The sequence below is a fragment of the Stenotrophomonas sp. STEN240 genome, from assembly GCF_056756175.1.
Window position 1 is genome coordinate 201803 of the sequence record NZ_JBRRBO010000001.1, and the last position, 25679, is coordinate 227481.

At 65.9% G+C, this 25679-nt stretch carries 27 protein-coding genes and 2 pseudogenes; 14 read left to right on the forward strand and 15 right to left on the reverse strand.

The features are described from left to right. The first annotated feature begins 222 nt into the window (after positions 1-222). A complete protein-coding gene (locus tag ACVOKO_RS00790) occupies positions 223-621 on the forward strand; it encodes a hypothetical protein (RefSeq protein ID WP_346496328.1) in 399 nt (132 codons plus the stop codon). Positions 622-1025: 404 nt separating this feature from the next. Here ACVOKO_RS00790 and ACVOKO_RS00795 read toward each other — a convergent pair whose 3' ends face one another. From ACVOKO_RS00795 to ACVOKO_RS00835, 9 genes and pseudogenes are all read right to left on the reverse strand, one after another. Continuing rightward, complete coding sequence (locus ACVOKO_RS00795) at positions 1026-1889, reverse strand: hypothetical protein (RefSeq protein ID WP_346496330.1); 864 nt, start codon at positions 1887-1889, stop codon at positions 1026-1028. After that, a complete protein-coding gene (locus ACVOKO_RS00800) occupies positions 1886-2779 on the reverse strand; it encodes a DUF1214 domain-containing protein (protein WP_346496458.1) in 894 nt (297 codons plus the stop codon). Before ACVOKO_RS00800 ends, ACVOKO_RS00795 begins: the two co-directional genes overlap by 4 nt. Positions 2780-2794: 15 nt before the next feature. Beyond that, positions 2795-3051, reverse strand: a pseudogene (locus ACVOKO_RS00805) (DUF1254 domain-containing protein); the annotation flags it as partial. Between the two features lie 66 nt (positions 3052-3117). Next, on the reverse strand, positions 3118-3318 hold the full coding sequence (locus ACVOKO_RS00810; protein ID WP_346496332.1) for a hypothetical protein: 201 nt from the start codon (positions 3316-3318) through the stop codon (positions 3118-3120). Between the two features lie 28 nt (positions 3319-3346). Next, on the reverse strand, positions 3347-4624 hold the full coding sequence (locus ACVOKO_RS00815; RefSeq protein ID WP_346496334.1) for a DUF1254 domain-containing protein: 1278 nt from the start codon (positions 4622-4624) through the stop codon (positions 3347-3349). A 272-nt stretch (positions 4625-4896) separates the two neighbouring features. Next, positions 4897-6294 carry a DUF1254 domain-containing protein gene (locus ACVOKO_RS00820; protein ID WP_346496336.1) on the reverse strand — a complete coding sequence of 466 codons (1398 nt, stop codon included), beginning with the start codon at positions 6292-6294 and terminating at the stop codon, positions 4897-4899. A 460-nt stretch (positions 6295-6754) separates the two neighbouring features. Further along, a pseudogene (locus ACVOKO_RS00825) lies at positions 6755-6932 on the reverse strand (OsmC family protein); the annotation flags it as partial. Between the two features lie 68 nt (positions 6933-7000). After that, complete coding sequence (locus ACVOKO_RS00830; RefSeq protein ID WP_346496338.1) at positions 7001-7888, reverse strand: acid phosphatase; 888 nt, start codon at positions 7886-7888, stop codon at positions 7001-7003. A gap of 88 nt (positions 7889-7976) precedes the next feature. Continuing rightward, positions 7977-9482, reverse strand: a complete 1506-nt coding sequence (locus tag ACVOKO_RS00835) for a sensor histidine kinase (protein WP_346496340.1) — start codon at positions 9480-9482, stop codon at positions 7977-7979. 403 nt (positions 9483-9885) lie between these two features. Between ACVOKO_RS00835 and ACVOKO_RS00840 the strand changes: the two genes are divergently transcribed. The 3 genes from ACVOKO_RS00840 to ACVOKO_RS00850 all read left to right on the forward strand — a co-directional run bounded on the left by ACVOKO_RS00840 (position 9886) and on the right by ACVOKO_RS00850 (position 12252). Then, positions 9886-10857 (forward strand): AraC family transcriptional regulator, encoded by a 972-nt coding sequence (locus tag ACVOKO_RS00840; protein ID WP_346496342.1) that lies wholly within the window; start codon positions 9886-9888, stop codon positions 10855-10857. Between the two features lie 205 nt (positions 10858-11062). Next, entirely contained in the window at positions 11063-11713 is a 651-nt protein-coding gene (locus ACVOKO_RS00845) for a response regulator (protein WP_346477428.1), read from the forward strand. A 131-nt stretch (positions 11714-11844) separates the two neighbouring features. Beyond that, positions 11845-12252 carry a response regulator gene (locus ACVOKO_RS00850; protein ID WP_346496344.1) on the forward strand — a complete coding sequence of 136 codons (408 nt, stop codon included), beginning with the start codon at positions 11845-11847 and terminating at the stop codon, positions 12250-12252. Positions 12253-12264: 12 nt separating this feature from the next. Here ACVOKO_RS00850 and ACVOKO_RS00855 read toward each other — a convergent pair whose 3' ends face one another. Further along, positions 12265-13437 carry a hypothetical protein gene (locus tag ACVOKO_RS00855; RefSeq protein ID WP_346496346.1) on the reverse strand — a complete coding sequence of 391 codons (1173 nt, stop codon included), beginning with the start codon at positions 13435-13437 and terminating at the stop codon, positions 12265-12267. Between the two features lie 184 nt (positions 13438-13621). Between ACVOKO_RS00855 and ACVOKO_RS00860 the strand changes: the two genes are divergently transcribed. The 10 genes from ACVOKO_RS00860 (at position 13622) to ACVOKO_RS00905 (ending at position 22502) form a co-directional block, all read left to right on the forward strand. Beyond that, complete coding sequence (locus tag ACVOKO_RS00860) at positions 13622-14026, forward strand: hypothetical protein (protein WP_346496348.1); 405 nt, start codon at positions 13622-13624, stop codon at positions 14024-14026. Next, the gene (locus ACVOKO_RS00865) at positions 14023-14562 is read left to right on the forward strand and encodes a YidH family protein (protein ID WP_346496350.1); all 540 of its coding nucleotides are present in this window, start codon (positions 14023-14025) and stop codon (positions 14560-14562) included. Before ACVOKO_RS00860 ends, ACVOKO_RS00865 begins: the two co-directional genes overlap by 4 nt. Then, the gene (locus ACVOKO_RS00870; RefSeq protein ID WP_346496352.1) at positions 14559-15485 is read left to right on the forward strand and encodes a formylglycine-generating enzyme family protein; all 927 of its coding nucleotides are present in this window, start codon (positions 14559-14561) and stop codon (positions 15483-15485) included. The genes ACVOKO_RS00865 and ACVOKO_RS00870 overlap by 4 nt, the downstream gene beginning before the upstream one ends. Before the next feature lie 42 nt (positions 15486-15527). Continuing rightward, positions 15528-15902, forward strand: a complete 375-nt coding sequence (locus ACVOKO_RS00875) for a DUF1622 domain-containing protein (RefSeq protein WP_346496354.1) — start codon at positions 15528-15530, stop codon at positions 15900-15902. A 43-nt stretch (positions 15903-15945) separates the two neighbouring features. Beyond that, positions 15946-16923, forward strand: a complete 978-nt coding sequence (locus tag ACVOKO_RS00880; RefSeq protein ID WP_346496356.1) for a SphA family protein — start codon at positions 15946-15948, stop codon at positions 16921-16923. A 53-nt stretch (positions 16924-16976) separates the two neighbouring features. After that, positions 16977-17792, forward strand: a complete 816-nt coding sequence (locus ACVOKO_RS00885) for a DUF2092 domain-containing protein (RefSeq protein ID WP_346496358.1) — start codon at positions 16977-16979, stop codon at positions 17790-17792. 1 nt (position 17793) lies between these two features. Next, complete coding sequence (locus tag ACVOKO_RS00890) at positions 17794-18291, forward strand: hypothetical protein (RefSeq protein WP_346496360.1); 498 nt, start codon at positions 17794-17796, stop codon at positions 18289-18291. A gap of 52 nt (positions 18292-18343) precedes the next feature. Further along, positions 18344-18892 carry a DUF4136 domain-containing protein gene (locus tag ACVOKO_RS00895; RefSeq protein ID WP_346496362.1) on the forward strand — a complete coding sequence of 183 codons (549 nt, stop codon included), beginning with the start codon at positions 18344-18346 and terminating at the stop codon, positions 18890-18892. A gap of 134 nt (positions 18893-19026) precedes the next feature. Further along, positions 19027-20214, forward strand: coding sequence for a BamA/TamA family outer membrane protein (locus ACVOKO_RS00900; protein WP_346496364.1), 1188 nt, complete (start codon positions 19027-19029; stop codon positions 20212-20214). Next, complete coding sequence (locus tag ACVOKO_RS00905; protein ID WP_346496366.1) at positions 20205-22502, forward strand: patatin-like phospholipase family protein; 2298 nt, start codon at positions 20205-20207, stop codon at positions 22500-22502. The genes ACVOKO_RS00900 and ACVOKO_RS00905 overlap by 10 nt, the downstream gene beginning before the upstream one ends. Positions 22503-22578: 76 nt before the next feature. Here ACVOKO_RS00905 and ACVOKO_RS00910 read toward each other — a convergent pair whose 3' ends face one another. From ACVOKO_RS00910 to ACVOKO_RS00930, 5 genes are all read right to left on the reverse strand, one after another. Next, positions 22579-22755, reverse strand: coding sequence for a hypothetical protein (locus ACVOKO_RS00910; RefSeq protein ID WP_167390385.1), 177 nt, complete (start codon positions 22753-22755; stop codon positions 22579-22581). Between the two features lie 20 nt (positions 22756-22775). Then, positions 22776-23372: a lipid-binding SYLF domain-containing protein gene (locus tag ACVOKO_RS00915; protein ID WP_346496368.1), complete on the reverse strand. Its 597-nt coding sequence runs from the start codon at positions 23370-23372 to the stop codon at positions 22776-22778. Positions 23373-23383: 11 nt separating this feature from the next. After that, complete coding sequence (locus ACVOKO_RS00920) at positions 23384-24202, reverse strand: hypothetical protein (RefSeq protein WP_346496370.1); 819 nt, start codon at positions 24200-24202, stop codon at positions 23384-23386. After that, entirely contained in the window at positions 24199-24336 is a 138-nt protein-coding gene (locus ACVOKO_RS00925; protein WP_346496372.1) for a hypothetical protein, read from the reverse strand. The genes ACVOKO_RS00920 and ACVOKO_RS00925 overlap by 4 nt, the downstream gene beginning before the upstream one ends. A 452-nt stretch (positions 24337-24788) precedes the next feature. Beyond that, positions 24789-25568: a DUF2092 domain-containing protein gene (locus ACVOKO_RS00930; protein ID WP_346496374.1), complete on the reverse strand. Its 780-nt coding sequence runs from the start codon at positions 25566-25568 to the stop codon at positions 24789-24791. Positions 25569-25679: the final 111 nt, after the last annotated feature.

The following is a 25679-nucleotide window of genomic DNA, read 5'->3' on the forward strand; positions in this document are numbered from 1 at the left end:
GTTATAAGCGGGAATCTGACCGCAGTGCCGGCGCCCACCTTTTACCAAAAGCAGATCCATACGTCATCCGGCTTACGATGCCCACGAGACTGAACTAGCATTTAGCCAACAAAATACTAGTTGACCCTAATGTCAAACAGCGACGCGACTCTCTTTCACGCAACTACCAGCGATTTGGCCGTCGGTAACGTAATCACTGCAAGTTCGCCAACTTGCTATTACTTGAACGTCGTTGCAGAACTCGAACGGATGCGACCATCTGGACTTCCCACGCGTTCAACTTGCGTCTTTGCCGCTGATAGCGCCGAAGCTGCAGCGCGATTCTTGATGAGCCAACCCGGATTAGCTCAGTGTGACATCAAGGTCTATCGAGTCGAGATGAGTGTTTTCCACAAGGCGCCGTTTCGGCTGATACATGAGCTGCACAATCGGCTTCGAGACGATAAAAGCATCACCAGTTTGATCACTGAGTACTGGGAACCAAAGGGGAAGTGGGTGTTTTGGGAGTACTTCGGTCCTTCGTTCAGGGTGCTCGAGACCGACATCAAGTGGGACTTGGCCAAGACATATGCGCTCGGCCTGAATTACGATCGAGATGTTGAACATAGCAAGACATTGTGACTTGTAGATTCTCTTCATCAGTACTCTCGGCGTCGTGACCTGACTCCGAGCTTGAGCGCAAAATAATTCTGCCCCCTGATGTCCGCTTCCAGCGGTAAGCGGTCATCGAAGGTCAACACCTACCCTCGTCCGAGCACCACGTTGGAGGCCGCTCAGGGAATGGATGTTGGACCTGTTTGATCCAACTTCTGCAACGAGTGGGCGGGTGCGTCGGCGTTGACCTGGTGCAGCGCGCATTGTCATCACATCTAAGGCACTGATTCGTCCTATGCGCGAGCGCAGCCGGGTTAGCCAGTGCCGGCCTAGGTGCAGCGTCTGTGCGCGTGTCGCACAGGCCACTTGGTCATCGCGATTGATCGTTCCAGTTGACGGGACCGTGGCAGAGGTCGCGGGATTGATGCTGGCTACTCTGGGAAAACAAGCGTGACCGAGAAGCGCCCTGTCCATCGGCTGGCGAACTGCGGCCGGTCCACGTTGTAGAACCCGCCCAGGCCCAGGCTCACCGGGGTGTGCCCGAAGCGCAGCACTTTGGAGACAGTGGCGCCTATCGGAACAGTCCAGGCATCGCGCCTAGCCGCCTTCCAGTTGTAGTTAGTCTCCGAGGTGAAGCTCAGTGACCAGCCGTCAGGCAGGTTGCGGGTGACGAAGGGCTGCACGCTGGTGCTGCTGACATCCTCCCGATCGCTATCGCCGCCGATCGACCAAACATGATTGGCCAGCGCGCCCACGGTCCACGATTTGGTCTTGTTCACCAGGATGAACGCTGGACCCAGCGAGTACTTTCCGGTGCCGAGACTGTCGTGCGAAGCGGTATCGAGCAATACGGCGGCACCGAACCCAATCTCGGTACCGCGCGCCTCGGCGGCGGTCTTGGGGATGTAGTAGCCCTGCACGAACAGATCGCCGGTGCCGTGTTTGTCCTCGGGGAACTGGTTCCAGCTCAGCGGCAGGATGGGCCGCAGGATGAGCTTGCCGTTCTCACCCACGAAGGGGATCACTGGCTGAATCTTCAATTGCTGGGTGTGAAAGTCGCCGCCCGGACCGACCGAGCCCTGGTAATTGTACTGGAACGGCACTGAGATCAATGCCGCGCCGGGATCCGCCAGCTTGCGCGCGATATCTTCGCTGGACGCTGCGGCGTCCGTGCCGGCGCTCTGCGCGGCAGCGTCGGTGGCGAAGAGCACACAGCCCAGGACCAACAGTTTTGCTGCAACCGTCATGGGGGCGTCTCCTGATTGGGTGAAGGCACCAGAGCGCTTGAACTTCATTGCGTGCACTGAATGTCGTCGGGCCTCCACGTCTTGGTGAAGAAGGGCTGCAACGGGCCATAGAACCGAAGGATCGGGAACCAGCCCTTTCCTGGCACGGTGCGGATCCAGTTCTGCTCCCGGCCTTGCGGCGCGTCGGGGCCGAAGTGGATGTCGATCGAGCCACCGGCATTGAAGTGGGGATCGGTGTACTGGCTGACGCTGGGGAAGCGCGTGCCGTTGCGGAGCATTGAGCGGCTGCCAGCGACATAGACCGTAACGGACCAGAAGTCTTTCACGGGAATGTCGGGGGCAGGTGGAGGCTGTAGTGTTGGCCACCGTCCAGGTAGGCCCCAGAGCCGTCGAAGGGCGTCCAAGTAGTACTGGCAACCGGCGCCGCCAACCTGCGACGTCATGGCGGGTGTGTTACCCGTGGCGGCATACGCGAAAGCAGAGCGGCGATCCGGATTGGCGTACCCCTGGGCATCGAACGTATGGCTGCCGCCCAGGAAGGCCCACCGCCAATGACGATCCGGGTATACAGCAGCGGCCGGATCGGTGGAGGCGAAAGAGCTCATCCGGACCAAGGCCTGGCCGATGGCTGCCGCCTCGGCGAGCAACGCCGCCATCTTCTGATCCGGGGCGAAAATGACGCCGGATCCCATGCCCAGCTCGGCCAGGTAGAAGTGCTCCAGCGAGGTCAACGCCCCTGCTGAATCGGCCTGCACGACAAGCCCCAATTGCTCGAAGTACCGGTAGTCGTCGGGCGCTATGGTATCGATCTGCTTGCCCGAGCCATCAACGAATCGCATCGCAGGCGGGTGGTTCTGCATATCCAGCGGGTTAATTCGCAGTTGCTTCAAGCGGGCCGTCGCATCGGCGGGCTCAGAGTCGATAGCCCGCAGCAGCATCCATACCCCGTGCGTCGCAGACTGTGAGACAAAATAGCCTTCGGGAACCGGACCGTCATGGCCGGGAGGAAGAATCAGATACTTTCCGCCCTGGCCCTTATCCGGGCCGGCCATGCCGATATCGGTCACGTAGCGCATCCACATGTCATCGAGAAGGCCAAGCATGCCGGCGGCGCCTGGATCACCGTGGGGCCGTCGCGGCGAAGGTCGAGGAATCCGATCATGTAAACGGTATCGGTTTTGGCCGTCAGCAACAGCGTTTTGGAGTCCATCAGGGACTCCCAGATGACCACCTCGTTCGCCTGGCTGATACCCCAGTCGGCCAGGCCCTTGCGGAACTAGAACATCGAGACTGCGGGCACATGCGTCGTGTACACCTCGACGGCGCGGTTCAGCAGCTGCCAGTCGCACAACCGCTGCGCGCTGTCAGCCTCGGGATAGCGACTGCGGAACTGGAACTCCCCGTAGCGGGTGTTGATGGTCTCCGTCCCCAGCCAACCATGGCAGTCTGGCAACGCTGTGGGATAGTGCTGTGCCATGCGCGTCTCCGTGCAGAAGATTGTGCAGTTAATTGCCGGCGACGTCAGGCGTCTTGACCACGTCGGGGGTGGTCCAGCGGTTCTCCAGCAATGCAGGCTTGGGGCGGTAGTAGCGCATGAACATGACGAATGGCCCGTTGGGTGCCGGCAACCAGTTGGCCTGCTTCTCTTTACCGGGCGATTCCGCCTGGACGTAGATCGTCAGCCCACCGTCGGGGTCCTTCTTCAATTCGGGCAGCATCGGCGAGTTGATCAGATAGCGGTCGATCGGATTCTTGACCAGCAACTGCTGCGGCAGTCCGTACATGGTGACCGACCAGAAGGCGTCGACGGGCGGCAGTTGATCCTTTGCAAAGTGCAGCGTGTACGCTCCTTTGCTGCCGTCCAACGGCTGGCCATTGGCATCCTTGTCCAGGATGGGATACATCGCCTCTTCGCGGGAGTTCGCACCGATACCGACCTGCGTACCGGTGGCACGGGCGACATAGTCGTTCTTCAGGAAGTCCCGGCTGCCGAACAGGGCATCGGTCTTGCCGCCCAGCGACGCGCGCTTGTTATCGATCTGCTTCTGCCCTTCGGCCATGCCCTCCTTGAGCGCGGCCTGCATCGGCGGCGATAGTTGGTTGGCATCGAACGGCTTGCCCGGCTCGATACCCAGCGTGGCAAAGCGTTCGCGCAGGGCAGCCTCACTCGGGTGCGGCGGCTGCGCGAACTGCAGCAGAAACGCCAGCTGATTGAAGAACTCCAGCGACGTACGGTCCTGCGCGGGCGGTGTTGGTTTGATCCATGCGATGGCTGGCGCGGGCGGCGGCGCCGGCGTACCCGCGAACGCTGACAACGGCTGCACCTTGTAACCGGCCTGGATCTTCTTCACGTTCTCGAGGTCGGCGGCGTTGAACAGTTGTGTGCGTCCAACCACGCTGACCAGGTCGGTCTCAGACCGGATCACCTTGCTGATGCCATTGGGGGCCTCGCCCTTCCAGCCCGGCCCTGCAATCAGGAAGCTGCCGCCGTCATTGCCGGTGGTGCGACTGCCGATGTAGTCGAAATTGAAGGTGTAGAGATCCATCAACTGGAAAACGAAGTAGCGATCTTTCTCCATCTTCGGCACGGCAATGACGACCGGCTCCGCCCGCAGATCCAGCATGGCGAAGGAATAGGGCGTATCCGAATTCGGCGTGACGAAAGCGGTGTCGTCCGGGGTGAACACCCGGGCGATGTTCAGGATGGAATTGAACGGCCCCTTGTACTGCGGGTTGGCGGTGTCGACGTTGAACGCATAGACGGTCTTGTAGGTGTCCACCATCGGGACACCGTAGACATAAGCGTCCCTTGCGGTCGTCCGGGCTTCGTCCAACGCTGAAGCATCTACCGGCGCTTGCGCGGGCGGAGTCGGTTGGCTTGCGGTGGCGGCCGCGTCCTTCTCCTTACCGGACGATGCCCGCTCGCTACAGGCGCTGAGTGTGATGCAGCCGGCCAGGGCAAGGAGCATCCCGATCCCTGGAGCGGACGGAATTCGATGATCGTGCATGCGGTATCTCCTCGGTGGTCTGGTTCGCCGACATAGTCCTGCGCGAATCAAGGCGTGAGTGTCTGAACCGGCTGCAGGGGAGGCAGGTTCCACTTGCCTTCGATGGCGGCGGGGCTTGGGCCGTAAACACGCCCCACTGCGCTGTAGGGCCCGGCCGGCGCCGGCAGCCAGTTGCTCTGCTTATCCTTGCCCGGGGAGACGTGGCTGACATACAGGGTCAGTCCGCCGTCAGGGTCGTACTTGAGTTCCGGGGTGCGATCACCAATGGAGTAGCGTTTCAGGTCATTGGCGTACAGGAATCGGTCCGGCAGTGTGTACAACGTGACCGACCAGAAGAACTTCGCCGGCGGCAGGGTGTCCTTGCTGAAGTGGATCGTCGAGGGCTTGTTGCCGTTGCCTACATAGCCGCCGTACCAGGCTTCCTCGATCGAGTTTCCGTACAGACCTTTCTCGGCGGCGATGGCGCGGGTGAGGTAGTCGTTCTTCAGGAACGCGCGCGAGCCGAACAGGCCATTGGAGGAGAGCGTCGCCTTGGCCTTCTCGGCCATGGCCGCTTTGGCATCGGCGATGCCGGCATCAATCGCGGCCAGGCGCGCCGGGCTAAGGGTCGTAGCGTCGAACGGGCGCCCAGGGCCGATACCGATCTTCTCGAAACGCTGCATCAGATCGACCTCTTCCGGATTCGTCGGCTGAGTGAACTGCAGCAGGAAATTGAGATAGCCGATAAAATCGCGTGAATGCACCTTGCCGGCGTCATACGCAGGGAACTCGATCTGCGGTGCGGCCGGGGGCGCTTGGGTCTTCAGGTAACTGCTCAGTGGCTGCAGCGTCATCCCCGCCTGCACCTTTTTGACGTTGGCGATGTCGTTGGGGCCGTTCAGCGCGGTGCGGGTGAGCGTCAGCACCAGTGCCGTCTCGGAGGGAAACACGGCCTTGATGCCGTCCGGCTTGTCGCCTCGCCAGCCGGGGCCGGCGATGAGGTAGCTGCCCGCTTCGTTGCCGGTGGCGCGCGAACCGATATAGGCAAAGTTGTAGGTGAAAAGATCCACCCACTGCTGAACGTAGTAGCGTCCTTCGGCCACCTCGGGCACGGTGACTACCCACGGTTCCGCACGAAGGTCCAGCCACGCCCATGAATATGGCGTGTCGTTGTTGGGTGTCACGACGTCGTGGTTGTCCGGCGTGTACAGCTGGGAGTAGTGCCGGAATTTTCCGAAGCCGCCGACATACTCTGGGGCCTTGGGATCGGCAACCTGCTTGTAGAGCGTGTTGTAGTTTTCAAGCATCGCAAAGGCATAGATGTAGGCATCCTTGGAGATGGCGCGCGCCTCTGACTCTTCTTGGCTGGCGGTCGGGGCGGGTTGGGCCGCCGCCGGCGCTGCTTCTGCAGAATCGGGATGGCCTTGCTGACGCTGGCACGCCGGAAGCACCAGGACCGAGATCATCAGGGAGAACACGACGCAGGGCACTAAGCGCATGGCATGGGCTCGACTTTGGCTGGATGTACTGGGAGACGCTCCAGCTCAGGTCGAACACTCGACTCGAACCAGTGGACTGAAACGACTCAGCTTGCGCGCCGACATTAAAGATCCAGGCACACTCTGGTTTGCCCCAGGTACGGTGGCAAGAGGATTTCCACCGTGCTCCGCTCAGTAATTTTACGTAGATCGCCTTATGACATCACAAGCCCTCCTGATCTAGGTGGGCACTTGCGTCAGCCCGGCTAAGCCGTGCAGAAGGTCAGGTCTCGGTCGAACGAAAGCACAGTCGTCTCAAGCCGTACGCATCTCGAGATGGCAGGAAGCCGCTTCTAATGTAGCACTGCGTCCCGCAACATTCTCCATGTGTTTCAACTACCTAGGCCGCTTTTGGCCAAGTTCGTAATGTTCCCCTGCCGATGCTCTACATGCGCAGGGTGATGGCCGTGCAGGCGGCAAGCGAAGCCAGGTAGAGATCGAAGGGAGCCATGCCTGCCGCCTTGGCCACCCAGACTCACTGGTTCGTCGGCCACCAGCGCGTGCTCGCCGCTGCGGATGTGGTGGCGGTAATTGACGCCATCGGAAACGATCTGGACCTGTGCCATCTGCTGCGCCTTCGGGGTGGAGATCGGCGCAGGTTGGCACGGGTCGGCGGGTCACGCACGGTCGTGCGCTAGAGGACCCCGGGAATCGGGATGGCCAGCGCTGCTTTCTCCGCCTCGCAGTTGCTGGGCTGCACACTGTTGCTGCGCAGCGACTGGATCTCCGCCCGCGCGAGCGCCATGTCGCGGTTGAAATCAGCGTTGGCATGCAGGGCGGCCACCGCGCCGGCAGCCACCGCACGCCCTTCGAGCACGTCGCTCTGCCAGTGCGCGTTGCAGATCAGGCGGTTTTCACCGAACGCCCGGCCACGTGCGAGCAGGGCGTCAGCGCGGTCCGGGCTCAGCTCGGTCAGCAGCAGGGCCCAGCTCCAGCTGATGGCGGTATGCCCGGACGGATAGGAGCCGTCGGTCCTCAGGGAGGCCTCATCGGCGGGCGCACAGGTGCCTTCCTTGTAGAACACGAAGGGGCGCGTGCGCTTGTAATGGTCCTTGGCGGCATAGGTGGCGAGCCCGGCATCGACCAGCGTGCGCTGCAGCAGCAGGTACAGCGCCGGCGATGTCTGCTGGCTGATCGGCACCCCTAGCGCGCAGGAGAACGAGTTGGCCACCTGCGGGAAGTGCAGGTCCGAATCCGTGGCCGCCAGCGCGTATCGGGGCGTGCCTCGCAGCTGCTGCGCCACGCGGTGGATGGCCTGGTCGTTGGCGAATGCCGCCGAGCCCTTGGCCGGGGGCATCGGCAGCAGGGCCAGGCTGTCCGGCAGTGCGCGCCCGAGGTAGCCGGCCGGAACGCCGGGGCGCAGCTCCGGCACCGGGGCGGGGGCAGGCACGGCGGCGGGTACAGCGGTCGGCGGTGCCGCGGTCGACAGGGGCGGAGACGACGTGCACGCCGTGAACGCGCAGGTAAGCGCGAGCAGGGCCGCGCCATGCCGGCAGCCGGAGGGCAGGGTATTCCAGTGCATGGGGCGTTCCACGGGCAAGTGTCGGTTTACTGTGTCCGGCCGATGCGGCCCGTACAACCGCCTTTCTACGCGTCCGGCCTCAGTATCTTTACGGGGGCGGGACCACGCGCAGCGGCGACAGCTTGGTCGCGGCATCACCCAACGGAAAGCGCACTTCGACACGGGTGCCGCCCAGCGGGCTGGAACCGATCTGCAGGCTGCCACCCAGCAGCCGCGCGCGCTCTTCCATGCTGATCATGCCCAGGCCCGGCGCCGCCGGCATGCTGCCCGCTACCGGCATGCCGATGCCATCGTCGTCGACCCGCAGCAGCAGCTGCTCGCCGCGCACCGTCACCAGGACGTGGGCGGTACTGGCATGTGCGTGTTTGTCCACGTTGTTCACCGCTTCCTGCACGATCCGGAACAGGCTCAGCTCGCGGTCGTCACCGAGCCGGGGCGGGCTTTCGATCCGGCATCGCACGCGCAGCGCGCCACGTGCATTGCGCTTGATGCAGAACGCATCGAGCGCACTGGCCAGGCCGGTGAAACGCAGGATGCTCGGATGCAGTTCGTGGGAGATGGACCGGATGTCATTGGACACAGTCAGCAACTGCTCCTGGAGTTCGACCACGCTGTGGCGTTCGGCGTCGGGAATCTGGTTGCGCAGGCTACTCAGGCAGATCGAGATCGCCGCCAGCGACTGGTTGACGTCGTCATGCAGGTCGCGCGCGATGCGTGTGCGCTCTTCTTCCTGCACCACCAGCATCCGCCCGGTCACCTCACCCAGCCGACGATAGGCCTGCTGCAGTTTCAGGTGATTGGACAGCTTCTGTTCGGACAGCGCGCCAAGGAACAGCAGGGCGCAGCTGGTGCCCAGGGTCCACACCTGGGCGGTGATCAGGTTGCGCTCGGGTGTCCAGAAGGCAAACGGTCCTACACCGGCCATGCTCAACTGCATCGCCAGCACCGCCACCAACAGCATGCAAACCGACGCGCCGCTGACCCCGAACACGATCAACGCCCAGATCAGCAGCGGGATGGGGGCCAGCACCAGCAGCGGCGTCATCACCCCATCGGCCCAGTCCATGCCCCAGATCACGCCGAGCGCCCCCAACAGAAGCATGGCGATGGCGACGGTACGCCAACGCCAGCCGGCGCGACGTTCCGGTGACTGCAGCACCCGCGCGATGTTGACCACCACCGGCACGATTAGCAGGTAGCTGACGCTGCTGCAGAGCAGCCGTGTGAGCAGCACGCCCGGTGCCAGCCCGCGGGGCGCATCGGGAAAGACGAGCATCTGCCACCACGCCACGCACACGGGAAGCGCGATGCCCCCGAGCACGACGAACAACGCGATATCGCGATATCCCTCCAGCGGCGGACCCGTGCCGCGCCAGCGCAGCAGCAGCCAGGCCGCGGCGGCCACGAGGACGATTTCACCGGCACCGGCCATCAGGCCATTCAGGGCGACGAACGGCACCAGCGCGGACGCCAGCACGGCACCGGCCGCGGCCGCCAGCAGGCAGGTCCGCCATTGCGGACGCGGCGTGAACAGCAACCAGCCCATCAACAGCGGCCCTGGAATCCACAACACGTGCAGGCGAAACCCCGGCATCTGCGCCAGCGTCGGCAACAGCTGGCCTAACAGGCATCCGATCAACAGGGGCAGGACGAGCGTAAATGCGACGCGAAGCGCAGGTGATGGGCGTGTGGAGGTCGCTGGATTGACCGGGTCATCCGGCGATGGCGCGCGGGGGCCGTTTACCGGAGCGATGTGCGTAACAGTCGCGTTGACGCGCACGTGGACCTCGGTGGGTGCGTGAGGAAGCTTCGAATCGAGGCCTGTCCCCGAGGCGTGCAACGCCTCCCCCGGACAGATCTCAATGTGATGCGTTTCACGCTTGCGGGGCAGCGTGTCACCGCTTGTAGCGATGTCGTTTCCGCCCCAAAATCGCACCGATGTAAACAGCTTGTCCCCCGTCGCGCTATCCGATTTCCGACCTGTTCGAGGAACTGGCATGGACGAACCGATGGCCCCGTACAGCCGCTTCGTCGTCGATGGTTTCGACGCCGATGCGTTGCTGGGGGTAGTGCGCGACACCCGGTTCGAACAGCGCCTGCTCGCCGCCGGACATTTCCGCGCGTGCCTGCAGCGGCTGGTCTTTCCGGAGTTCAGCCTGGACAGCGGCGCCTATACGCTGCCGATTTTCGCCAGCGGCAGTTTCGGCGAAGGAATGATCGCACTGGCGATGGCGGTGTCCTGCCAGCAGCCGATGTGGGCCAACGGACGCTGGGTTCCGGCGGGCCAGGTGATGGTGTTCGCCGAAGACAGCGAGCTCAATGTGCGGCCGCAGCCCGGGGGCTGGCAGTGGGCCGTGCTGCTGATTCCGCGCGAGGTCCTGCAGCGCGAGGCCGTGGCGCGGGTAGGCCGCGAACTGCGCCTCCCACGCCGTGGATGGTGCAGCCGACCGGCCGCCCCCGCGCACGCGCAGGCACTGCGTTACGGCGTGTTCTCCGCACTGGACACTGCCGCCCGCTGGGAGGGCCTGATCACGCCGGAGCAGCTGGCGGCGCAGTCGGCGCTGCTGCTGGGCGCCTTCGTGGACGCCGTCAGTGCCGCCGATGCCGGACCGCAGCGACGTGCCGATGGCAGCTGGATCGAACGTCACCGCGATGCCGTCGTGCGGCGGGCCGAAGACTATCTGAAAGCCCATCTGGACCGGCCCTTCGACAGTGCCGCCCTGTCGCTCGCGCTGGGCGTGGGCGAACGCCAGCTCGAACGTCTGTTTCGTGATGCCTACGGACATGGGCCCTGCCACTGGCACCAGCTGGCCCGCTTGAACCGCGCGCGCACGGCATTGCTGCAGGCGGACACGCACGACAGCGTGACCGACATCGCCCTGCGGCTGGGCTTCGGGCACCTCGGACGCTTCTCGGTGACCTACCGGAATGTCTTCGGGGAATGTCCACGAGACACGCTGAGACGCTGAATGCCGGCCTGAACACGCTGCGGGTCGAGCGCAGTGGTGGCACGCATCGCATCACGATCCCATCACGGCGGGGCTCGCATGTTCGGCTGGCTGCAGATGCACCGGGACGACAGAAAGGGATGCCATCACGCCCGCTGCTGTGGGCGATGACGGCCGCACCTGCAGGTCAATCAGGGGATGATTGAAGCCAATGGAGATAATGCAAATGGGCGTTTCGTGCGCGCAGTCGATGTCCGTACCGTTCCGCAAAGTGGTCGTCGCCGATGACCACATGCTGGTGGCGCAGGGTATCGAAAGATTGCTGATGGACTGTTTCGAATCGATCGTGCTGGTGGCCTCCGGCGAGGAACTGCTGGACTCGCTGCATCGTGAGTCACCGGATGTGGTGGTCTCGGATATCAGCATGCCCGGGATCAGCGGCATCGACGTGATGCGCCAGGTCCGCAGCGAGGGCTGCATGACGCCGTTCGTGTTCCTTACGATGCACGACGAATCCAGCATGGCGGCCGAGGCCATCCGGGCCGGAGCGCGGGGCTACATCCTCAAAAGCGCGGCCGGCGATGAACTGGTCCGCGCGATCAATGGGGTGATGGACGGCCAGACGTATGTGACCCCGACCCTGGCAGCCAATGCGATCGTGTCCTCGGGTCGCTGCCAGTACGTACTGACCGAAAAGCAGCTGCGCATCCTGGAATACGTGGCGCGCGGCCTGCGCTCCAAGCAGATCGCCTACGAGCTCGGGGTATCGGTGCGTACGGTTGAATCGCACAAGTACGCGATCATGCAGGAGCTGGGCGTGCACGGCACGCTGGAGCTGGTGCGCAAGGCCGAACTGGAAGGTCTGATCCGTCACTAGGCGGCAGGCACCAGGCGGCATGCGTGCAGAGCGGGCAAGTAGATTTACTTGCCCGCCACCGGTTGTTTTTCCCTTGTTACCGAACCGTGTCCGGCCACACCATCGTGGCAGGCATCGAACGGGCGAGTGCGATGAATGCTGTCCGTGTGCTGCTGGCAGAAGATGGATGTGCGATGGGCCGCCAGCTGCGCGGCCTGTTGGCCCAGCAGTTCCAGGTGATCGGACTGGTCCAGGACGGTGCCTCGCTGGTGCAGGCGGCGCAGGCGATGCTGCCCGACGTGGTGGTCACCGACATCGGCATGCCGGAATTGAACGGGCTGGAGGCCGCGCGTCGGTTGCGCCTGCAACGCCCCGTACTGGGCGTGGTGTTCATCACGGTGCATGCCGAGCCGCAGATGGTGTCGCAGGCGATGGCGCTGGATGCGTGCAGCTATGTGCTCAAATCCGATGCGGGCGATGACCTCCTGCAGGCCGTGCTCGCCGCGGTGAAGGGGGAGTCGTTCGTCTCGCGGTCCCTGCACGGCACGTACCGGGGCTGATCCGCGGGCGGGCTAGACCAGGATGTCCAGCAGCTTGCGGGCCAGCTCGTCCACCGACATCGCCAGCAGCACCAGCGGCAGCAGGGGCAGCACCGCGTGGAGCGCGATCCACAGCAGGTTCCAGCGGTTCAACGGCAGTACCGACATGCCGGCCAGGCCTTTGTACACCCCACTGAAGTCGGCCAGCGCGGAAGCATCACCGTGATCGAGCAGGGAGTCCGCCGCGGGCGTCTGCTGCTGGGCGGATTGCCAGCGCGCGTCGAACAGATCGGCAGCGCGGTTGCCCAGTGCATCGAAGCGGTACAGCGCATGGCGCTTGGCCCGCATCAGGATCGGCATCAGCAGGAGCAGGGGCGCGACCAGCAGCAGCGTCGCCGCGACCACATAGCCGACCAGCAGGTGGCGCAGGGTGTAGAGGCTGTCGCCGAGATACTGCACATGGTTGACGCACGCGCCGGCCAGCAGCAGGCCACCGGCCAGCGCCAGCACGGCGAAGCGTTCCTGGGCGACCCCGAGAAAGGCCAGGCCCCCGGCGCCATCGGGATGTTCGGCATGCAGGACCAGGCCGCTGCGGGGCAGGCGCCACAGCACGCAGGTCCACAGCAGGAAACGCCACAGCCACAGCAATGCCACCAGGCGGAACAGCGGCACGGCGACCCACTCGTACCAGCGGCCCGCCGCGGTCAGCACGCCGTGGTCCAGGCGCCAATCCGCCACGCCCGGCAACAGGCTTGCGTGGTCGCCGCCGAACAACAGCGGCGCCCAGGCGATGACGACGCAGAGGGTTTCGGGGAACCACCCGTCACGCCAGCGGCGGACCCTGCCCAGCAGCGCGTCCATGCGGCCCTGGCGTTGGGGCGGAACCAGGCTGGCATGGGTGAGCTGGCGGAAGGCATTGCGCAGCAGCGCATCCGAGCGCGGTGCCGCGATCACCAGCAACGGCAATGCCAGCAGTACGCGGGCCAGGGTGGCGTAGTCGCCCAGCAGGTGCATGCGCGGCGGCTGCGGCCACAGGCTGCCGTCGCGCGCCGCCAGTACCAGCAGGGGGCCGAAGGACACCACGAGCAGGATCCCGGCCAGCCACAGTGCCACGCTGGCCCGACTGTGCAGCACGCCGGTGGCCTGCAGCAGGCGATGGATGAGCCCGCCGTGCATCAGGGAGTAGCGGTGCTGACTTGATCGCATCGGCGGCGCGCCTGCGGCAGCGAAGGGGAGGGCGGCCATGCATCGCAGGGCCGCAGGCAGCGAGCATAGCGCTGCTGTTCCACCTGTTGGACGCAGTAAAAATACTGGGGATGTTGCAGTAACAACTCGATTGTGCGGCTCTCGGGCAAACCCCAAGCTGGAGCCCTGTCGCAAGGACCCAGCCATGCTCTCGGTGATCGACATTCTCACGCGGTTCTGGACGGACATGATCGAACGCGCGGACGGTCCGATGACCTTCCGCTTCTTCCTGCAGCCCACCATGGCGCTGATCACCGCGCTGATCGACGGCATCAAGGATGCCAAGGTCGGCAGGACGCCCTATGCCTGGCTGCTGACGCATAGCCACGCCGGCGACCGGATCGTGGTCTGGCGCGAAGGCATCACCGCCACGGCGCGCATCCTGCTGCTGGGCGTCGGCATGGATGTCATCTACCAGTTCCGCATGTTCGGTGGATTCAAATATCCGGTGGAGGCCTTCGTCATCGCGGTCGTACTGGGCTTCCTGCCGTACCTGATCCTGCGCGGCCCGATCACCCGCATCGCCAGCTACGTGCTGCGCCGCAAATGACACACTCACGAGACGACGACCCGATGAGCGCCCAGGACCCCAGCCAGCATCTCGCCGCGCGCGCGCTCACCATCGAACAGGCCAAAAACCTGCTCGGCGGTGCCGACGCCACCTCGATGGAGCTCTCCTCACGGCGCACCGGCATGTCCTTCCAGCGGACCCGGATGAGTGCGGACCGCACCTTGATGTCGATCATCCGCACCGCGCTGTCGCTGATCGGGTTCGGCTTCACCATCTATCAGTTCTTCGGCCACATGCTGGAGGTGCCCGGGGTAGGGCTGCGTCCGCATGCGCCGCGCAACTTCGGCATCGCCCTGGTCGGGCTGGGGATGGTCCTGCTGACGCTTGGCATCATCTATCACGTCCGCTACATGCAGGGCCTGCGCGCCGAGCGGGCGGAGATGATCCGCGAAGGCCTGATCCACGGCGAGAGCCACTACCCGATCTCGCTGACGCTGATCACCGCCGGCCTGTTGTGGCTGCTCGGGCTGCTGGCGATCGTCAGCATGACCTTCAACGTGGCGCCCTTCGCATGAGCGTCGTCGCCGAGACCATGATCGCGCTGGACGGTGGGCTCTTCAGCATGGGCTCCAACGCGCACTATCCCGAAGAGCGGCCGGCCCACAAGGCGCGGGTCGGCCCGTTCCGGATCGATCGCTATCCGGTGACCAACCGGGAGTTCGCACGCTTCATCCGCGATACCGGCCACGTCACCGCTGCCGAGCAGGCAGCAGACCCGCGCGACTATCCGGGCGCGGATCCGGCGCTGCTGCAACCCGCGTCGGTGGTGTTCGTGCAGCCCGCGCATCCCGTCGATCTGGGCAATACACACAACTGGTGGCACTACGTTCCCGGTGCCGACTGGCGGCATCCGCGCGGTCCGGCGTCGAGCCTGCAGGGTCTGGAGGATCATCCCGTGGTCCACGTGGCCTTCGCCGATGCCCTGGCCTATGCCCGCTGGATGGACAAGGACCTGCCGACCGAAGCCGAATGGGAGTTCGCCGCGCGCGGCGGCCAGGACAGCGGTGAGTTCGCGTGGGGGGACACCCTGGTCCCCGGCGGCCGTCACCAGGCCAATACCTGGCAGGGCGAGTTTCCCTGGCAGAGCCTGGACGAGGACGGCCATCGCTGGACCTCGCCGGTCGGCAGCTATCCGCCCAACGGGTATGGGCTGTACGACATGATCGGCAATGTATGGGAGTGGACCAGCGACTGGTACCAGCAGCACGACCAGCTGCAGAGCAAGCCGTGCTGCGCGATCGTCAACCCGCGCGGCGGTCTCCGCGAGCGCAGCCATGATCCGCGCGACCGCAGCGCGATCCCGCGCCGGGTGATGAAGGGCGGCTCGCACCTGTGCGCCCCCAACTACTGCAGGCGCTATCGGCCCGCGGCGCGGATGGCCCAGCCGATCGATACCTCGACCTGCCATCTCGGCTTCCGCTGCGTGGACCGCCGATGAAGCCGACCGCCGCGCACTGCGATGCCTACCGGAGCCCCGACGATGCTTCCTCTCAAGGCGTGGCTGGTCGCCGTCACCGAGCCGGTGGTGGTGATCATCGATGCGATGGCGCTGGTGCTGATCGCACTGGCGACCGTGGTGGTGTTCGTGCAGGCCTTGCGGCTGACGCTGCGCGGCCATCTCACCAACGTCGAACGCCGCGATCTGTGGCTGGGCTACGGGCGCTGGCTGGTAGCCGGGCTGACGATGCAGCTCTCGGCGGACATCATCGAATCCTCGATCTACACCAGCTGGGATGCCATCGGCCAGCTGGCCGCGATCGCGGTGATCCGCACGTTCCTGAACTACTTCCTGGAGCGCGACATCGCCGATGTCCGCGAACGCCAGCACGCCACCCGGCCGGCGCCGCCGCTGTGAGGCCCACGTCCATGAACCTGCATCCGTGCTGGAGGCCCATCGCATGACCACGACCTTTTCCCACCTGCCGCGCCGCGCGCTGTTGGCCCTCGCATTGGCTTCGTTGAGTGCGCTGTGGGCGTCGCCGGCCCTGGCCACCGAGGGCGCGCTGGGGCGTTCGATCACCGGCATGCAGATCACTTCCTACGCCGGCGTGATTCCCCCCGAGCCGGGCATGCAGTGGTCGCTGAGCTACATCCGGTACAACGGCAAGATCAGCGGCGACCGGCCCGCGCCGATCGCCGGGCAGATATCGCTGGGCCTGGAGGCCGATGTCAACCTGACCGCCGCCACCGGCGTGTACGTGTGGCCGACCCAGGCCGGCCGCTGGAATTTCGCCTCGATGCTGACCGTGCCGTACATCGATGCCGAAGTCACCGCGAGCCTGGCCGGGCCGCTGGGCAACCGCTTCCAAGCCAGAGACCACGCCTCCAACCTGTTCGACGTGTATTTCGCGCCGGTGATTGCCGGGTTCCACATCAGCGAAGTGCAGCATCTGTCTTTCGGCGTGTATGTGTACGCGCCCACGGCCAAGTACGACCCGAACCGGCTGGCCAATCCGGGCATGAACATCTGGACGTTCTCGCCCAGCGTGGGCTACACGCACCTGTTCCAGAAAGGCACGCTGGAGTTCAGCGTACTGGGCGCCACCGACTGGTACACCCGCAACGACGATACCGATTACAAGAACGGCGTGGTCGCGCGGGCCGACGTGCTGCTGGTCAAGCGGACCGCCAGTGGCTGGGGCTTCGGCGCGGCCGGCGGCTGGATCCAGCAGCTGCAGGACGACAAGGGCAACACCGCGGACCGCCTGGATGGCTTCAAGGGCCGCTCGTTCGGCGTGGGCCCGGTGCTGACCTACGGCAGGAAGTGGTCCGGCGGCGAGCACCTGGATGTGTCGTTCCGCTATGTCGGCGAATTCAGCGTGAAGAACCGTTTCGAAGGCGACCCGTGGAGCCTCTCGATCAGCGGCGGTTTCTGATCCCCGGCCGCCTCGCTGCGGCTGCCCGTATCCCGTTTCATGGAGCAACGATCATGACCTCTGTCATTCCCGCGGTTGCCTGGTCGTGCCTGCTGCTGGCCGCGATGGTGCCTGCCGCACACGGCGCGACCCGCGTCGCCGCGCCGGCGCCGCCGCCCGCTGCATCGCCCGACGCCCCCGAGCGCGATCCGGAGGCGTTGGCCGCGCTGGATCGGATGGGCGCTGCCCTGCGCGCGCTCAAACAGTTCTCGCTGACCTCCGATGCCAGCACCGAGATCGTGCTGGACGACGGCCAGAAGGTGGAGCTCGACGGCGTGGTGACCTACAAGGTGCGCGCGCCGAACCAGCTGTTCCTGGAACTGCGCAGCGATCGCCAGCTGCGCCAGCTGTTCTACGATGGCAAGGCGCTGTCGCTGTATTCGCCGCGGCTGAAGTACTACGCGCAGGTGGATGGCCTGAGCAGCACGCTGGGCGAGCTGGTCGAAGATGCCGCCAGCCGTTATGGCATCGACATGCCGCTCGCCGACATGTTCCTGTGGGGGACCGACAAGGCGCCCAAGACCGCCATCCGCAGCGCATTGCACATCGGCGGTGGCACGGTCGACGGTGAGCAGACCGAGCAGTACGCGTTCAAGCAGGACGGCGTCGATTGGCAGTTGTGGGTGAGCAAAGCCACGTCGTTGCCGAAGAAGCTGGTGATCACCTCGCTGGATGACCCGGCGTTGCCGCAGTACCGCGCGCAGTTGCGCTGGGATATCCGCACTGCGGTACCGGCCACGGCCTTCCACTTCACGCCGCCGGCCGATGCCACGCGGATCAAGCTGGTGCCGGTGGCGGTGGTCCTCAGCGATGACGGTCAGGAGAACTGAGATGCGTATCGTGATCAACCGCTTCTTCGTCGCGTCCTCCCTGGCCGCAGGCCTGCTCCTGGTGGTCCTGCTGGCGGTGTCAGCGCCGGCCAGCGCACAGCGCGCCGGCTTCCACGGCGGCGGTGCGCGGGCGAGTGCCCATACCAGCGTCAACCGAGCGGTGCAGCGCCCGCAGGGAGGCAATGTGAACCGCGGGGGCAACATCGACGGCAACCGCAACGTGAACCGTAACGTCAGCCGCAACGTCAACGTGGACGTGGACTACCACGACGACCACTGGAACCACTGGGACGATCATCCCTTCGCCACCGCAGCGGCGGTGACCGCCGGCGTGGCCGTGACCTCGGCGGTGATCGGCTCGATCGTCAATTCCGTGCCCCCCAGCTGCGTTACCACGGTGATCAACGGCATGGCTTACCAGCAGTGCGGCAACGTCTGGTACGAGCCGCGCTATGTGGGCACCACCGTGCAGTACGTGGTGATCAATCCGCCGCGATGACGCGGTAGTTTTCCCCGTCGTCCTTCCCATCCCGCCTTTGGAGACTCGCGTCATGAAAGCCTTTGCCATCGCCGTCCTGGCGACTTCTCTGGTCGCCTGTGCATCCACCCCGACCGTCAAGACCGACTTCGATCCGTCGGCCAGCTTCGCCTCGTACAAGACCTACACCTGGGCAATGAAACCCCAGGCGGGCTCACCGCTGGTGCAGCAACGCATCATCGATGGCATCAACGCGCGGCTGCAGGCCAAGGGGCTGCGCGAAGCGCCCAACGGCGATATCGCCCTGGCCGCGCATATCGTCACCGGCCAGAAGCAGACCCTGGACACGTTCTACTCCGGTACGGGCATGGGTGGCTGGGGCTGGCGGGGCGGTGGCTGGGGAGGCGGCATGGCCATGGGCAATGCCACGACCACGGTGCACACCTATGACGTCGGCACCCTGGTCGTGGACATGTTCGACGCCAAGACCAAGCAGGCGGTCTGGCGCGGCGCCGCCAGCGGCACCGTGCCGACCTCGCCGGACAAGGTCAACGCGGCGGTGGAAGCCGGGCTCGACAAGCTGTTTGCTGCGTTCCCGCCGGGCACGACCGCCGCACGCTGATCGCTGCGGACGGTCCGCGACGCGTTCAACCGCGTAGGCCCGTGCCGGGCTGTTCCCCTCCCACCGGCACGGACCCTCGCACTTCGCCGCGCACGCCGACTGCACGGCCGGTTACCCATCCCCCGAGGTGCCCTGTGTCGATCGGCCATGCCGTACGCCTGCTGTCGCTGTTCAGCGTGCTCACGCCCTGCGCCGCGCTCGCCCAGCAGTCCGCCGCCCCATCGTCCGCGCCCGCGGCCGCCGCGGCGCCGCGGGCGTCGCTGTTCCGTGACGCCGAGGACGGCCGCTTCGACATGTCGCGCTGGCTGCTCGAGCACCGCGGATTCCTGCCGGTGCCGATCATCGTCACCGATCCGGCCGTAGGCAACGGCGGTGGCGTTGCGCTGGCGTTCTTCCACCGCCCGACGTCCTCGGGGGCGACGGGCGAGGACGGTTCCCCGAATATGGTCACGCCGGACATCTACGGCGGTGGGGCCATGCGCACCTCCAATGGCAGTGAAGCCTACGGTGTCGGCGCCTCGCTGCACTTCGACGAGGACCGCTGGCGCTATCGCGGTGGCATGGCCAAGGCCTCGTTCAACCTGGGCTTCTACACGCCCGGGACGCTGCTGCCCACGCAGAAGATCGAGTACAACATGGACGGCCTGATGTCCTTCCAGCAGGGGTTCCGGCGTCTGGGCGAGCGCGACCTGTACCTCGGCCTGGCCTGGGTCTACATGGACCTGGACATCGGCTTCGACGTTGCCTCGGACCGCGATCGCTTCCAGCCCCATGAGCTGTCCAAGCGCAGCTCGGGCCTGGGGCTGTCGTTGGAATACGATTCGCGCGACAACCCGTTCACGCCCTCCAGCGGGTGGCTGGGCATGGTCGAAGGCAATTTCTATCTCCCCGGGATCGGCAGCGACGCCAGCTTCCAGAGCTATCGCGGGCATGCCTACGGCTACTGGCCGCTGGGCAGGCACTTCGTCCTCGGCGGGCGCGCGGATGCGCGCTGGGCGAACGGCGATATTCCGTTCTATCGGTTGCCTTACATCGACCTGCGCGGCATTGGTTCGGCGCGCTACCAGGACACGCGGGCCGCGGTGCTGGAGAGCGAGCTGCGCTGGAACATGACCCAGCGCTGGGCCCTGATCGGCTTCGTCGGCGCGGGTCGCACCTGGGGACGGCACAACAGTTTCGGCGACGGTGCCAGCCAGGTCTCCAAAGGCGCGGGCGTGCGCTATCTGATCGCCCGGCAGCTGGGCATGCATGTCGGCCTCGACTATGCCTGGGGGCCGGAGGACGACACGTTCTACATCCAGGTGGGCAGCGCGTGGCGCTGACCCGCCCCGGGCAGCGCCTGCCATGGATGGCAGCCGTCGCCTGCGCGTGGCTGTGCGGCGGTGGCGCGCTGTCGCCGCTGCACGCGGCCGAACCCGTTGCGGTCGACGCCCCGGCCGCCCGGGGCGGTCATTGTGGCGTGCGCGGCCCGGGTGACACCCGGCCCCGGATCGGGCTGGCGCTGGGCGGTGGCGGCGCACGGGGCATCGCGCATGTCCGCATCCTCAAACAACTCGAGGCGCTGCACATTCCGGTGGACTGCATCGCCGGTACCAGTGCTGGCGCGCTGGTCGGTGCCTTGTACGCGTCCGGCGCGACGCCCGATCAGATCGAGCAGCTGGTGCTGAGCACCGAATGGCTGAGCCTGTTCACCGATACCTTGCCGCGCCGCGAGCGCTCGCTGCGACGCAAGGCCGACGACTATGCCCAGCTGGCCCCGATCGGCATCGGGCTGGGCGGCGAGGGCAAGGCGGTCGCGCTGGCCGGGGGTGTCTCCGAAGGCGAGAAGCTGATCGCCCTGTTCGAGCGCGCGACCGGGGGCGGCCGGGTCAATGGCCGTTTCGACGACTTGCCGATTCCGTTCCGGGCGGTCGCCACCGACATCAATACCGGCAAACCGGTGGTGCTGTCCGAGGGCAGCCTGCCGATGGCGATGCGGGCCAGCATGTCATTGCCGGGCATCTTCCGTCCGGTGGTGATCCATGACCAGGTCCTGCTCGACGGTGGCCTCTCCAACCAGGTGCCGATCGACGTGGTGCGGGCGATGGGCGCCGACCGGGTGATCGCGGTGGACGTGGGCACGCCGTTGAGCGCGCTGGACCGCAACGCCAGCCTGGTGGATGTGATCAGCCAGCTCAGCGGGTTCCTGACCACGCGCAGTGCGCAGGCGCAGCTGGACAGTCTGGGCACGCAGGATCTGCTGATCTCGCCGGACCTGACCGGCAAGGTCGCCACCGGTGATTTCGACAAGGCGCCCGAGGCGTTGCGGATCGGCCAGCTCGCCGCCGACCAGGCTGCGCCGGCGCTGCAGACGTTCGCGCAGACGCCGCAGACCTACACCCGGCTGGCCGCGCAGCGGGCCGGGCGGGCTCAGTCCTCGGTGCCGGCCATGATCGACTTCGTCGAGGTCGACAACCACACCGGGTATGCCGACGCGCTGCTGCTGTCCTATCTCCCGGTCCACATCGGCCAACCGCTGGATGTGGAGGCGATGCAGGCCGGCGTACTGCGCGCCTATGGCATGGGAACGCTGGCCAGCATCAACTACGAGATCCAGGCGCGCGACGGCAGGACCGGTGTCGTGGTGTCGGCTTATCCCAAGCCCAACGGACCGGTGTACCTGGAGGCCGGGTTGAGCCTGAGCAACGACCTCGAAGGGAATCACGAAAGCAACCTGCGCGCCGGCCTGCTGTTCTCGCCGCTGTCGCCTTACGGCGCCGAAGCGCGCATCGCGCTGCAGATCGGCAGCGAACCCGGCCTGACCGGCCAGTACTACCACCCCTTCGACCTGCACAATCGATACGCCTTCCAGGCCGGTGGTGGTTTCCAGACCCGCAGCTTCAATCTCTACGACGATGCCGGCGACAAGATCGCGCGCTATCGCGTGCGCCGGACCGGCGCCACGGTGGCGCTGTTCCGCAATGTGTCCAACGTGCTCGCGTTGTCCGTGGGGGTGGAGCGCTACACCGGCAACGCCGAAGTGGAAGTCGGCGACCCGACCATCCCCCGCGTGAACTTCGAAGAGGGGGCGTGGATCGCCCAGGCCACGCTGGACGACATCGACAGCGTCTACTTCCCCCGCAACGGCTATCTGGTCACCGCCGGCACCTACCAGTCCAGCCCCGGCTTGGGCGCGGACGCGCGGTTCGGCCAGATCGATCTGGATGCCGTGGCCGCCCGATCGTCCGGCAAGCATGCCCTGCAGCTGGGGCTGCGCTACCACGCCACCTCCTCCGGCACCGCGCCGGTGCAGAACCTCTACCGGCTGGGCGGGCGCTGGCGGCTCGCCGGATTCCAGCAGAACCAGCTGACCGGCCAGGACTATGCACTGGGCTTTGCCGGGTATACCTACGAGCTCGGCACGCTGCTGGGGCGCTCGGCGCAGGTCGGTGGCACGGTCGAATATGGCAATGCCTGGCAGCGGCGCAGCGACATGTCGTTGAGCGACGGCATCTGGAACGGCAGCCTGTTCCTCGGCTTCGACTCGTGGGTCGGCCCGTTGATCTTCGGCATGGGATTCCGCGAAGGCGGCGAGAACGTGCTCTTCATCGAGCTGGGACAATCGCTGTGATGCCGGCCAGCGGCCGGCACTACCAAGGCGAACAAGCAACGGACAGGTAGTGCCGGCCGCTGGCCGGCAGCGCGGGTCACCACACCTGCGACAGAATCACTCCGAGCGCGCCGCACCAGCACACGATCACGAACCACGCCAGCACCGCATTCGCGCTGATGCCGCGATGGCGGACGAACAGGCTCAGCACCAGCGCCGCCACCAGGGGCAGCACGAACAGGCTGACGATCCAGACCAGCGGGTGACCGTGCATGGGACCTCCTTGGGCGTGGCTCAGTTCAACGTCTTGTCGGGGTAGTAGCGGGTGCCTTTGACTGTCAGTTCCGCCGCCAGGCCGCTTTCGGTCATCTGGTACACCCAGACGTTGTCGGAGACCTGCACTGCGCCGGTGAGTCCGCCGCCGGCCTTGTCCACCTTCGCCGCCAGCGTGGCCTGGCCGCCGATCTCGATGCCGCGGGTGATGAAGTGCTGGTATGCCTCGGGCGTCTTGAACACCCAGACCAGGTCGAAGGTCTTGGCGCCAAAACCCAGCCCCGCCTGGATCTCCACCATGCGCATGAAGGTCTCGCGTCCACTGCGGTTGTCGATCGCCACGCCATGCCCACCGCCGCCGCCGGCAATCAATACCTTGACCCCGAAGCTGCGGAAGACCGCGTAACCCGCAGAGTGCTCCACGGCCTGGCGTGCACCCGGCTGCGCGGCATACAACCGCGAGAGCACCGCGGCCGTGGCGGTCCGCGCCTGGTTCTGTGCCTCGATCTTTTCGGTGGAGGGCGGCGCGTCGCTGCGCGCGGGGCTGGAGGTGCTGCAGCCGAGGGGGGCCACGCCCAGCAGGATCAGTGCCGAGCCAACAAGGAGCGAACGGTTCATGGGAAGCTGCCTCATTCGGGAAAGACCAGGGTCACGATCAACCGCCCGGTCCAGCGACTGGCGTAGTGCGGCCGGTCCACGTTGTAGAAGCCGCCGACACCGATGCTGATCGGGGTATGCCCGAGCCTGAGCACTTTGGAGACGGTGGCGCCCAAGGGCACCGTCCAGGCATCGCCGCTGGCCGCCTTCCAGTTGTAGTTGGTTTCCGAGGTGAAGCTGAGTGACCAGCCATCGGGCAGGTTGCGGGTCACGAACGGCTGCACGCTGGTGCTGCTGACATCCTCACGGTCGCCATCGCCGCCGACCGACCAGACGTGGTTGGCCAGTGCGCCGACGGTCCACGCCTTGGTCTTGTGGACCAGGATGAAGGCCGGGCCGAGCGAGTACTTGCCCGTGCCGAGACTGTCGTGCGAAGCGGTGTCCAGCAGCGCGGCGAAGCCGTAACCGAATTCGGTGCCATGCGCTTCAGCCGCGGTCTTGGGGATGTAATACCCCTGCACGAACAGATCCCCGGTGCCGTGCTTGTCCTGCGGGAACTGATTCCAGCTCAGCGGCAGGATCGGGCGCAGGATGAACTTGCCGTTCTCGCCGACGAACGGAATCACCGGCTGGATCTTCAGCTGCTGGTTGTGGAACGCATCTCCGGGGCCGACCGCGCCCTGGTAGTTGTATTGGAACGGCACCGAGATCAGCGCCGCACCGGGATCGGCGAGCTTGCGCGCGATATCGTCGGAGGACGCCGATCCCGCCGGCGCCTCCTGCGCGGCCAGCGGCGCAGTGCAGGCGCTGGCGAGCAGCAGCCAACGGGCCCGTCCGCGCGTGCCGTTCATCGCGGCGCATCCACGACGATGTACTGCACGGTGGTCCCCGCATAGCGCGGCTGGTACCAGGCGTTGTCGCACTGCTGGTAGCCGATGCCGTTGACGACGACCGTGGTGCAGTCCACCGGCAGCGAGTACACCACCGAGCCGATCACCGCAGAGGTGACCGCGACGCCGGCGGTGAAGGCGGCGGCGTCCCAGAACGGGTGGTCCCAGTAGGGCGGCGGGGGCGGCGGGGGCCCCGGCGGATGCGGCCCGGGACCTGGACCAGGACCTGGTCCAGGACCAGGCCCAGGCCCAGGCGGATGGGGTCCAGGCCCAGGTCCCGGCCCCGGAGCAGGGTGGGGACCGGGACCTGGGCCAGGATGCGGGCCGGGATGCGGGGCGGGGCCAGGCCCCGGTGGCTGTGGCGCGAACCCGCCGCCGTGAGGCAGACCGCCGCCGCCGAAGCCGCCGGCATGGGCGATCGAGGGATGGGCGAAGCCGCGCAGCCCGGGCCGTGCACCGGCATCGGCGGGCAGCAGCGAAGCGCCCAGCAGCACGGTGAACAGGGCCGGGGACAATGCAGCACGCAGGCAAGCGGAACGGTCCATGCTCAGTTCTCCCCGTCAGTGGTCTGTGCGGCCAGCGCGACCGGCACGAACACGATCTTGGTCGCGCCCTTGGGATCGAACGCCAACTCCCTGGCGGTCACCGCGCGCCGTGTATCCCAGTTCAACGTGGCCTGGTAGGCGGGCAACGCCGGGTCGCTGTGGCTGGTGATCGCCAGCTGTCGGGGCAGGTGGGTGGCATCGGAAATCCAGACCTGCCAATCCACGCCCGGTTGCCGGAACGCGTAGTGCTGTGTCGCTTCGCCGCCGATCCGCGCGCTGCCGACGCGCAGCGCGGACTGCAGCTGATCGGTCGAAAATGCCGGCGTGCCCCAGAGGAACAAATCCGCCAGCGGCAACTCGATGCCATACGTCGTTGCCGATTCGGTCAACAGCGCCTGGCTGCTTTTGTTCAGACCATCCAACCTGGCGTAGTACTTCAGCCGCGGCGAGTAGATCGTCAGCGCCTTGCCGTCGTAGAACAGCTGGCGGTGCTGGTCCTCGCTCTGTATCTCCACGAAGAAGTGGTCCGGTCCCAGCACGCGATACGCGACGGTGCCCGGCAGGGCGATCTTCTGCCCATCGTCGAGCACGTACTCGGTGCTGGTGGTGGCGTTGAGTGTGAAGTGCGGCAGCGCGCGCAGGGCTGCGCCCATGCGGGTGAGTGCCTGTACGGCCTGGGCATCAACGCTGGCCGCCGCGGGCTGCGCCGCCAGCGGAGGAGGAAGCAGCAGGGGGCCGGCCAGGACCAGCGCCAACAGCAGGCTCGATGAGGTGCGCGGCATGACAGTCTCCAGAGTGTCGTCAGTGGGGCGCGCGACGGGCCGACCCTGCTGACACTCTGCGCACCGCCCACGCGGCGGACAACCGGAGTTACACGGTAAGACGCTAGGTAT

Bases quoted from the DNA above. Each gene is read 5' to 3' on its own strand.
- ACVOKO_RS00820 (WP_346496336.1), bottom strand. From the start codon at position 6,294: ATGATCTCGGTCCTGGTGCTTCCGGCGTGCCAGCGTCAGCAAGGCCAT.
- ACVOKO_RS00835 (WP_346496340.1), bottom strand. From the start codon at position 9,482: ATGCCGGGGTTTCGCCTGCACGTGTTGTGGATTCCAGGGCCGCTGTTG.
- ACVOKO_RS00890 (WP_346496360.1), top strand. From the start codon at position 17,794: ATGCGTATCGTGATCAACCGCTTCTTCGTCGCGTCCTCCCTGGCCGCA.
- ACVOKO_RS00930 (WP_346496374.1), bottom strand. From the start codon at position 25,568: ATGCCGCGCACCTCATCGAGCCTGCTGTTGGCGCTGGTCCTGGCCGGC.
- ACVOKO_RS00880 (WP_346496356.1), top strand. From the start codon at position 15,946: ATGACCACGACCTTTTCCCACCTGCCGCGCCGCGCGCTGTTGGCCCTC.
- ACVOKO_RS00830 (WP_346496338.1), bottom strand. From the start codon at position 7,888: ATGCACTGGAATACCCTGCCCTCCGGCTGCCGGCATGGCGCGGCCCTG.
- ACVOKO_RS00860 (WP_346496348.1), top strand. From the start codon at position 13,622: ATGCTCTCGGTGATCGACATTCTCACGCGGTTCTGGACGGACATGATC.
- ACVOKO_RS00865 (WP_346496350.1), top strand. From the start codon at position 14,023: ATGACACACTCACGAGACGACGACCCGATGAGCGCCCAGGACCCCAGC.
- ACVOKO_RS00870 (WP_346496352.1), top strand. From the start codon at position 14,559: ATGAGCGTCGTCGCCGAGACCATGATCGCGCTGGACGGTGGGCTCTTC.
- ACVOKO_RS00895 (WP_346496362.1), top strand. From the start codon at position 18,344: ATGAAAGCCTTTGCCATCGCCGTCCTGGCGACTTCTCTGGTCGCCTGT.
- ACVOKO_RS00815 (WP_346496334.1), bottom strand. From the start codon at position 4,624: ATGGTGGACACCTACAAGACCGTCTATGCGTTCAACGTCGACACCGCC.
- ACVOKO_RS00795 (WP_346496330.1), bottom strand. From the start codon at position 1,889: ATGAAGTTCAAGCGCTCTGGTGCCTTCACCCAATCAGGAGACGCCCCC.
- ACVOKO_RS00915 (WP_346496368.1), bottom strand. From the start codon at position 23,372: ATGAACCGTTCGCTCCTTGTTGGCTCGGCACTGATCCTGCTGGGCGTG.
- ACVOKO_RS00855 (WP_346496346.1), bottom strand. From the start codon at position 13,437: ATGCGATCAAGTCAGCACCGCTACTCCCTGATGCACGGCGGGCTCATC.
- ACVOKO_RS00800 (WP_346496458.1), bottom strand. From the start codon at position 2,779: ATGCTGCTGCGGGCTATCGACTCTGAGCCCGCCGATGCGACGGCCCGC.
- ACVOKO_RS00840 (WP_346496342.1), top strand. From the start codon at position 9,886: ATGGACGAACCGATGGCCCCGTACAGCCGCTTCGTCGTCGATGGTTTC.
- ACVOKO_RS00910 (WP_167390385.1), bottom strand. From the start codon at position 22,755: ATGCACGGTCACCCGCTGGTCTGGATCGTCAGCCTGTTCGTGCTGCCC.
- ACVOKO_RS00850 (WP_346496344.1), top strand. From the start codon at position 11,845: ATGAATGCTGTCCGTGTGCTGCTGGCAGAAGATGGATGTGCGATGGGC.
- ACVOKO_RS00810 (WP_346496332.1), bottom strand. From the start codon at position 3,318: ATGGCACAGCACTATCCCACAGCGTTGCCAGACTGCCATGGTTGGCTG.
- ACVOKO_RS00885 (WP_346496358.1), top strand. From the start codon at position 16,977: ATGACCTCTGTCATTCCCGCGGTTGCCTGGTCGTGCCTGCTGCTGGCC.
- ACVOKO_RS00845 (WP_346477428.1), top strand. From the start codon at position 11,063: ATGGGCGTTTCGTGCGCGCAGTCGATGTCCGTACCGTTCCGCAAAGTG.
- ACVOKO_RS00875 (WP_346496354.1), top strand. From the start codon at position 15,528: ATGCTTCCTCTCAAGGCGTGGCTGGTCGCCGTCACCGAGCCGGTGGTG.
- ACVOKO_RS00920 (WP_346496370.1), bottom strand. From the start codon at position 24,202: ATGAACGGCACGCGCGGACGGGCCCGTTGGCTGCTGCTCGCCAGCGCC.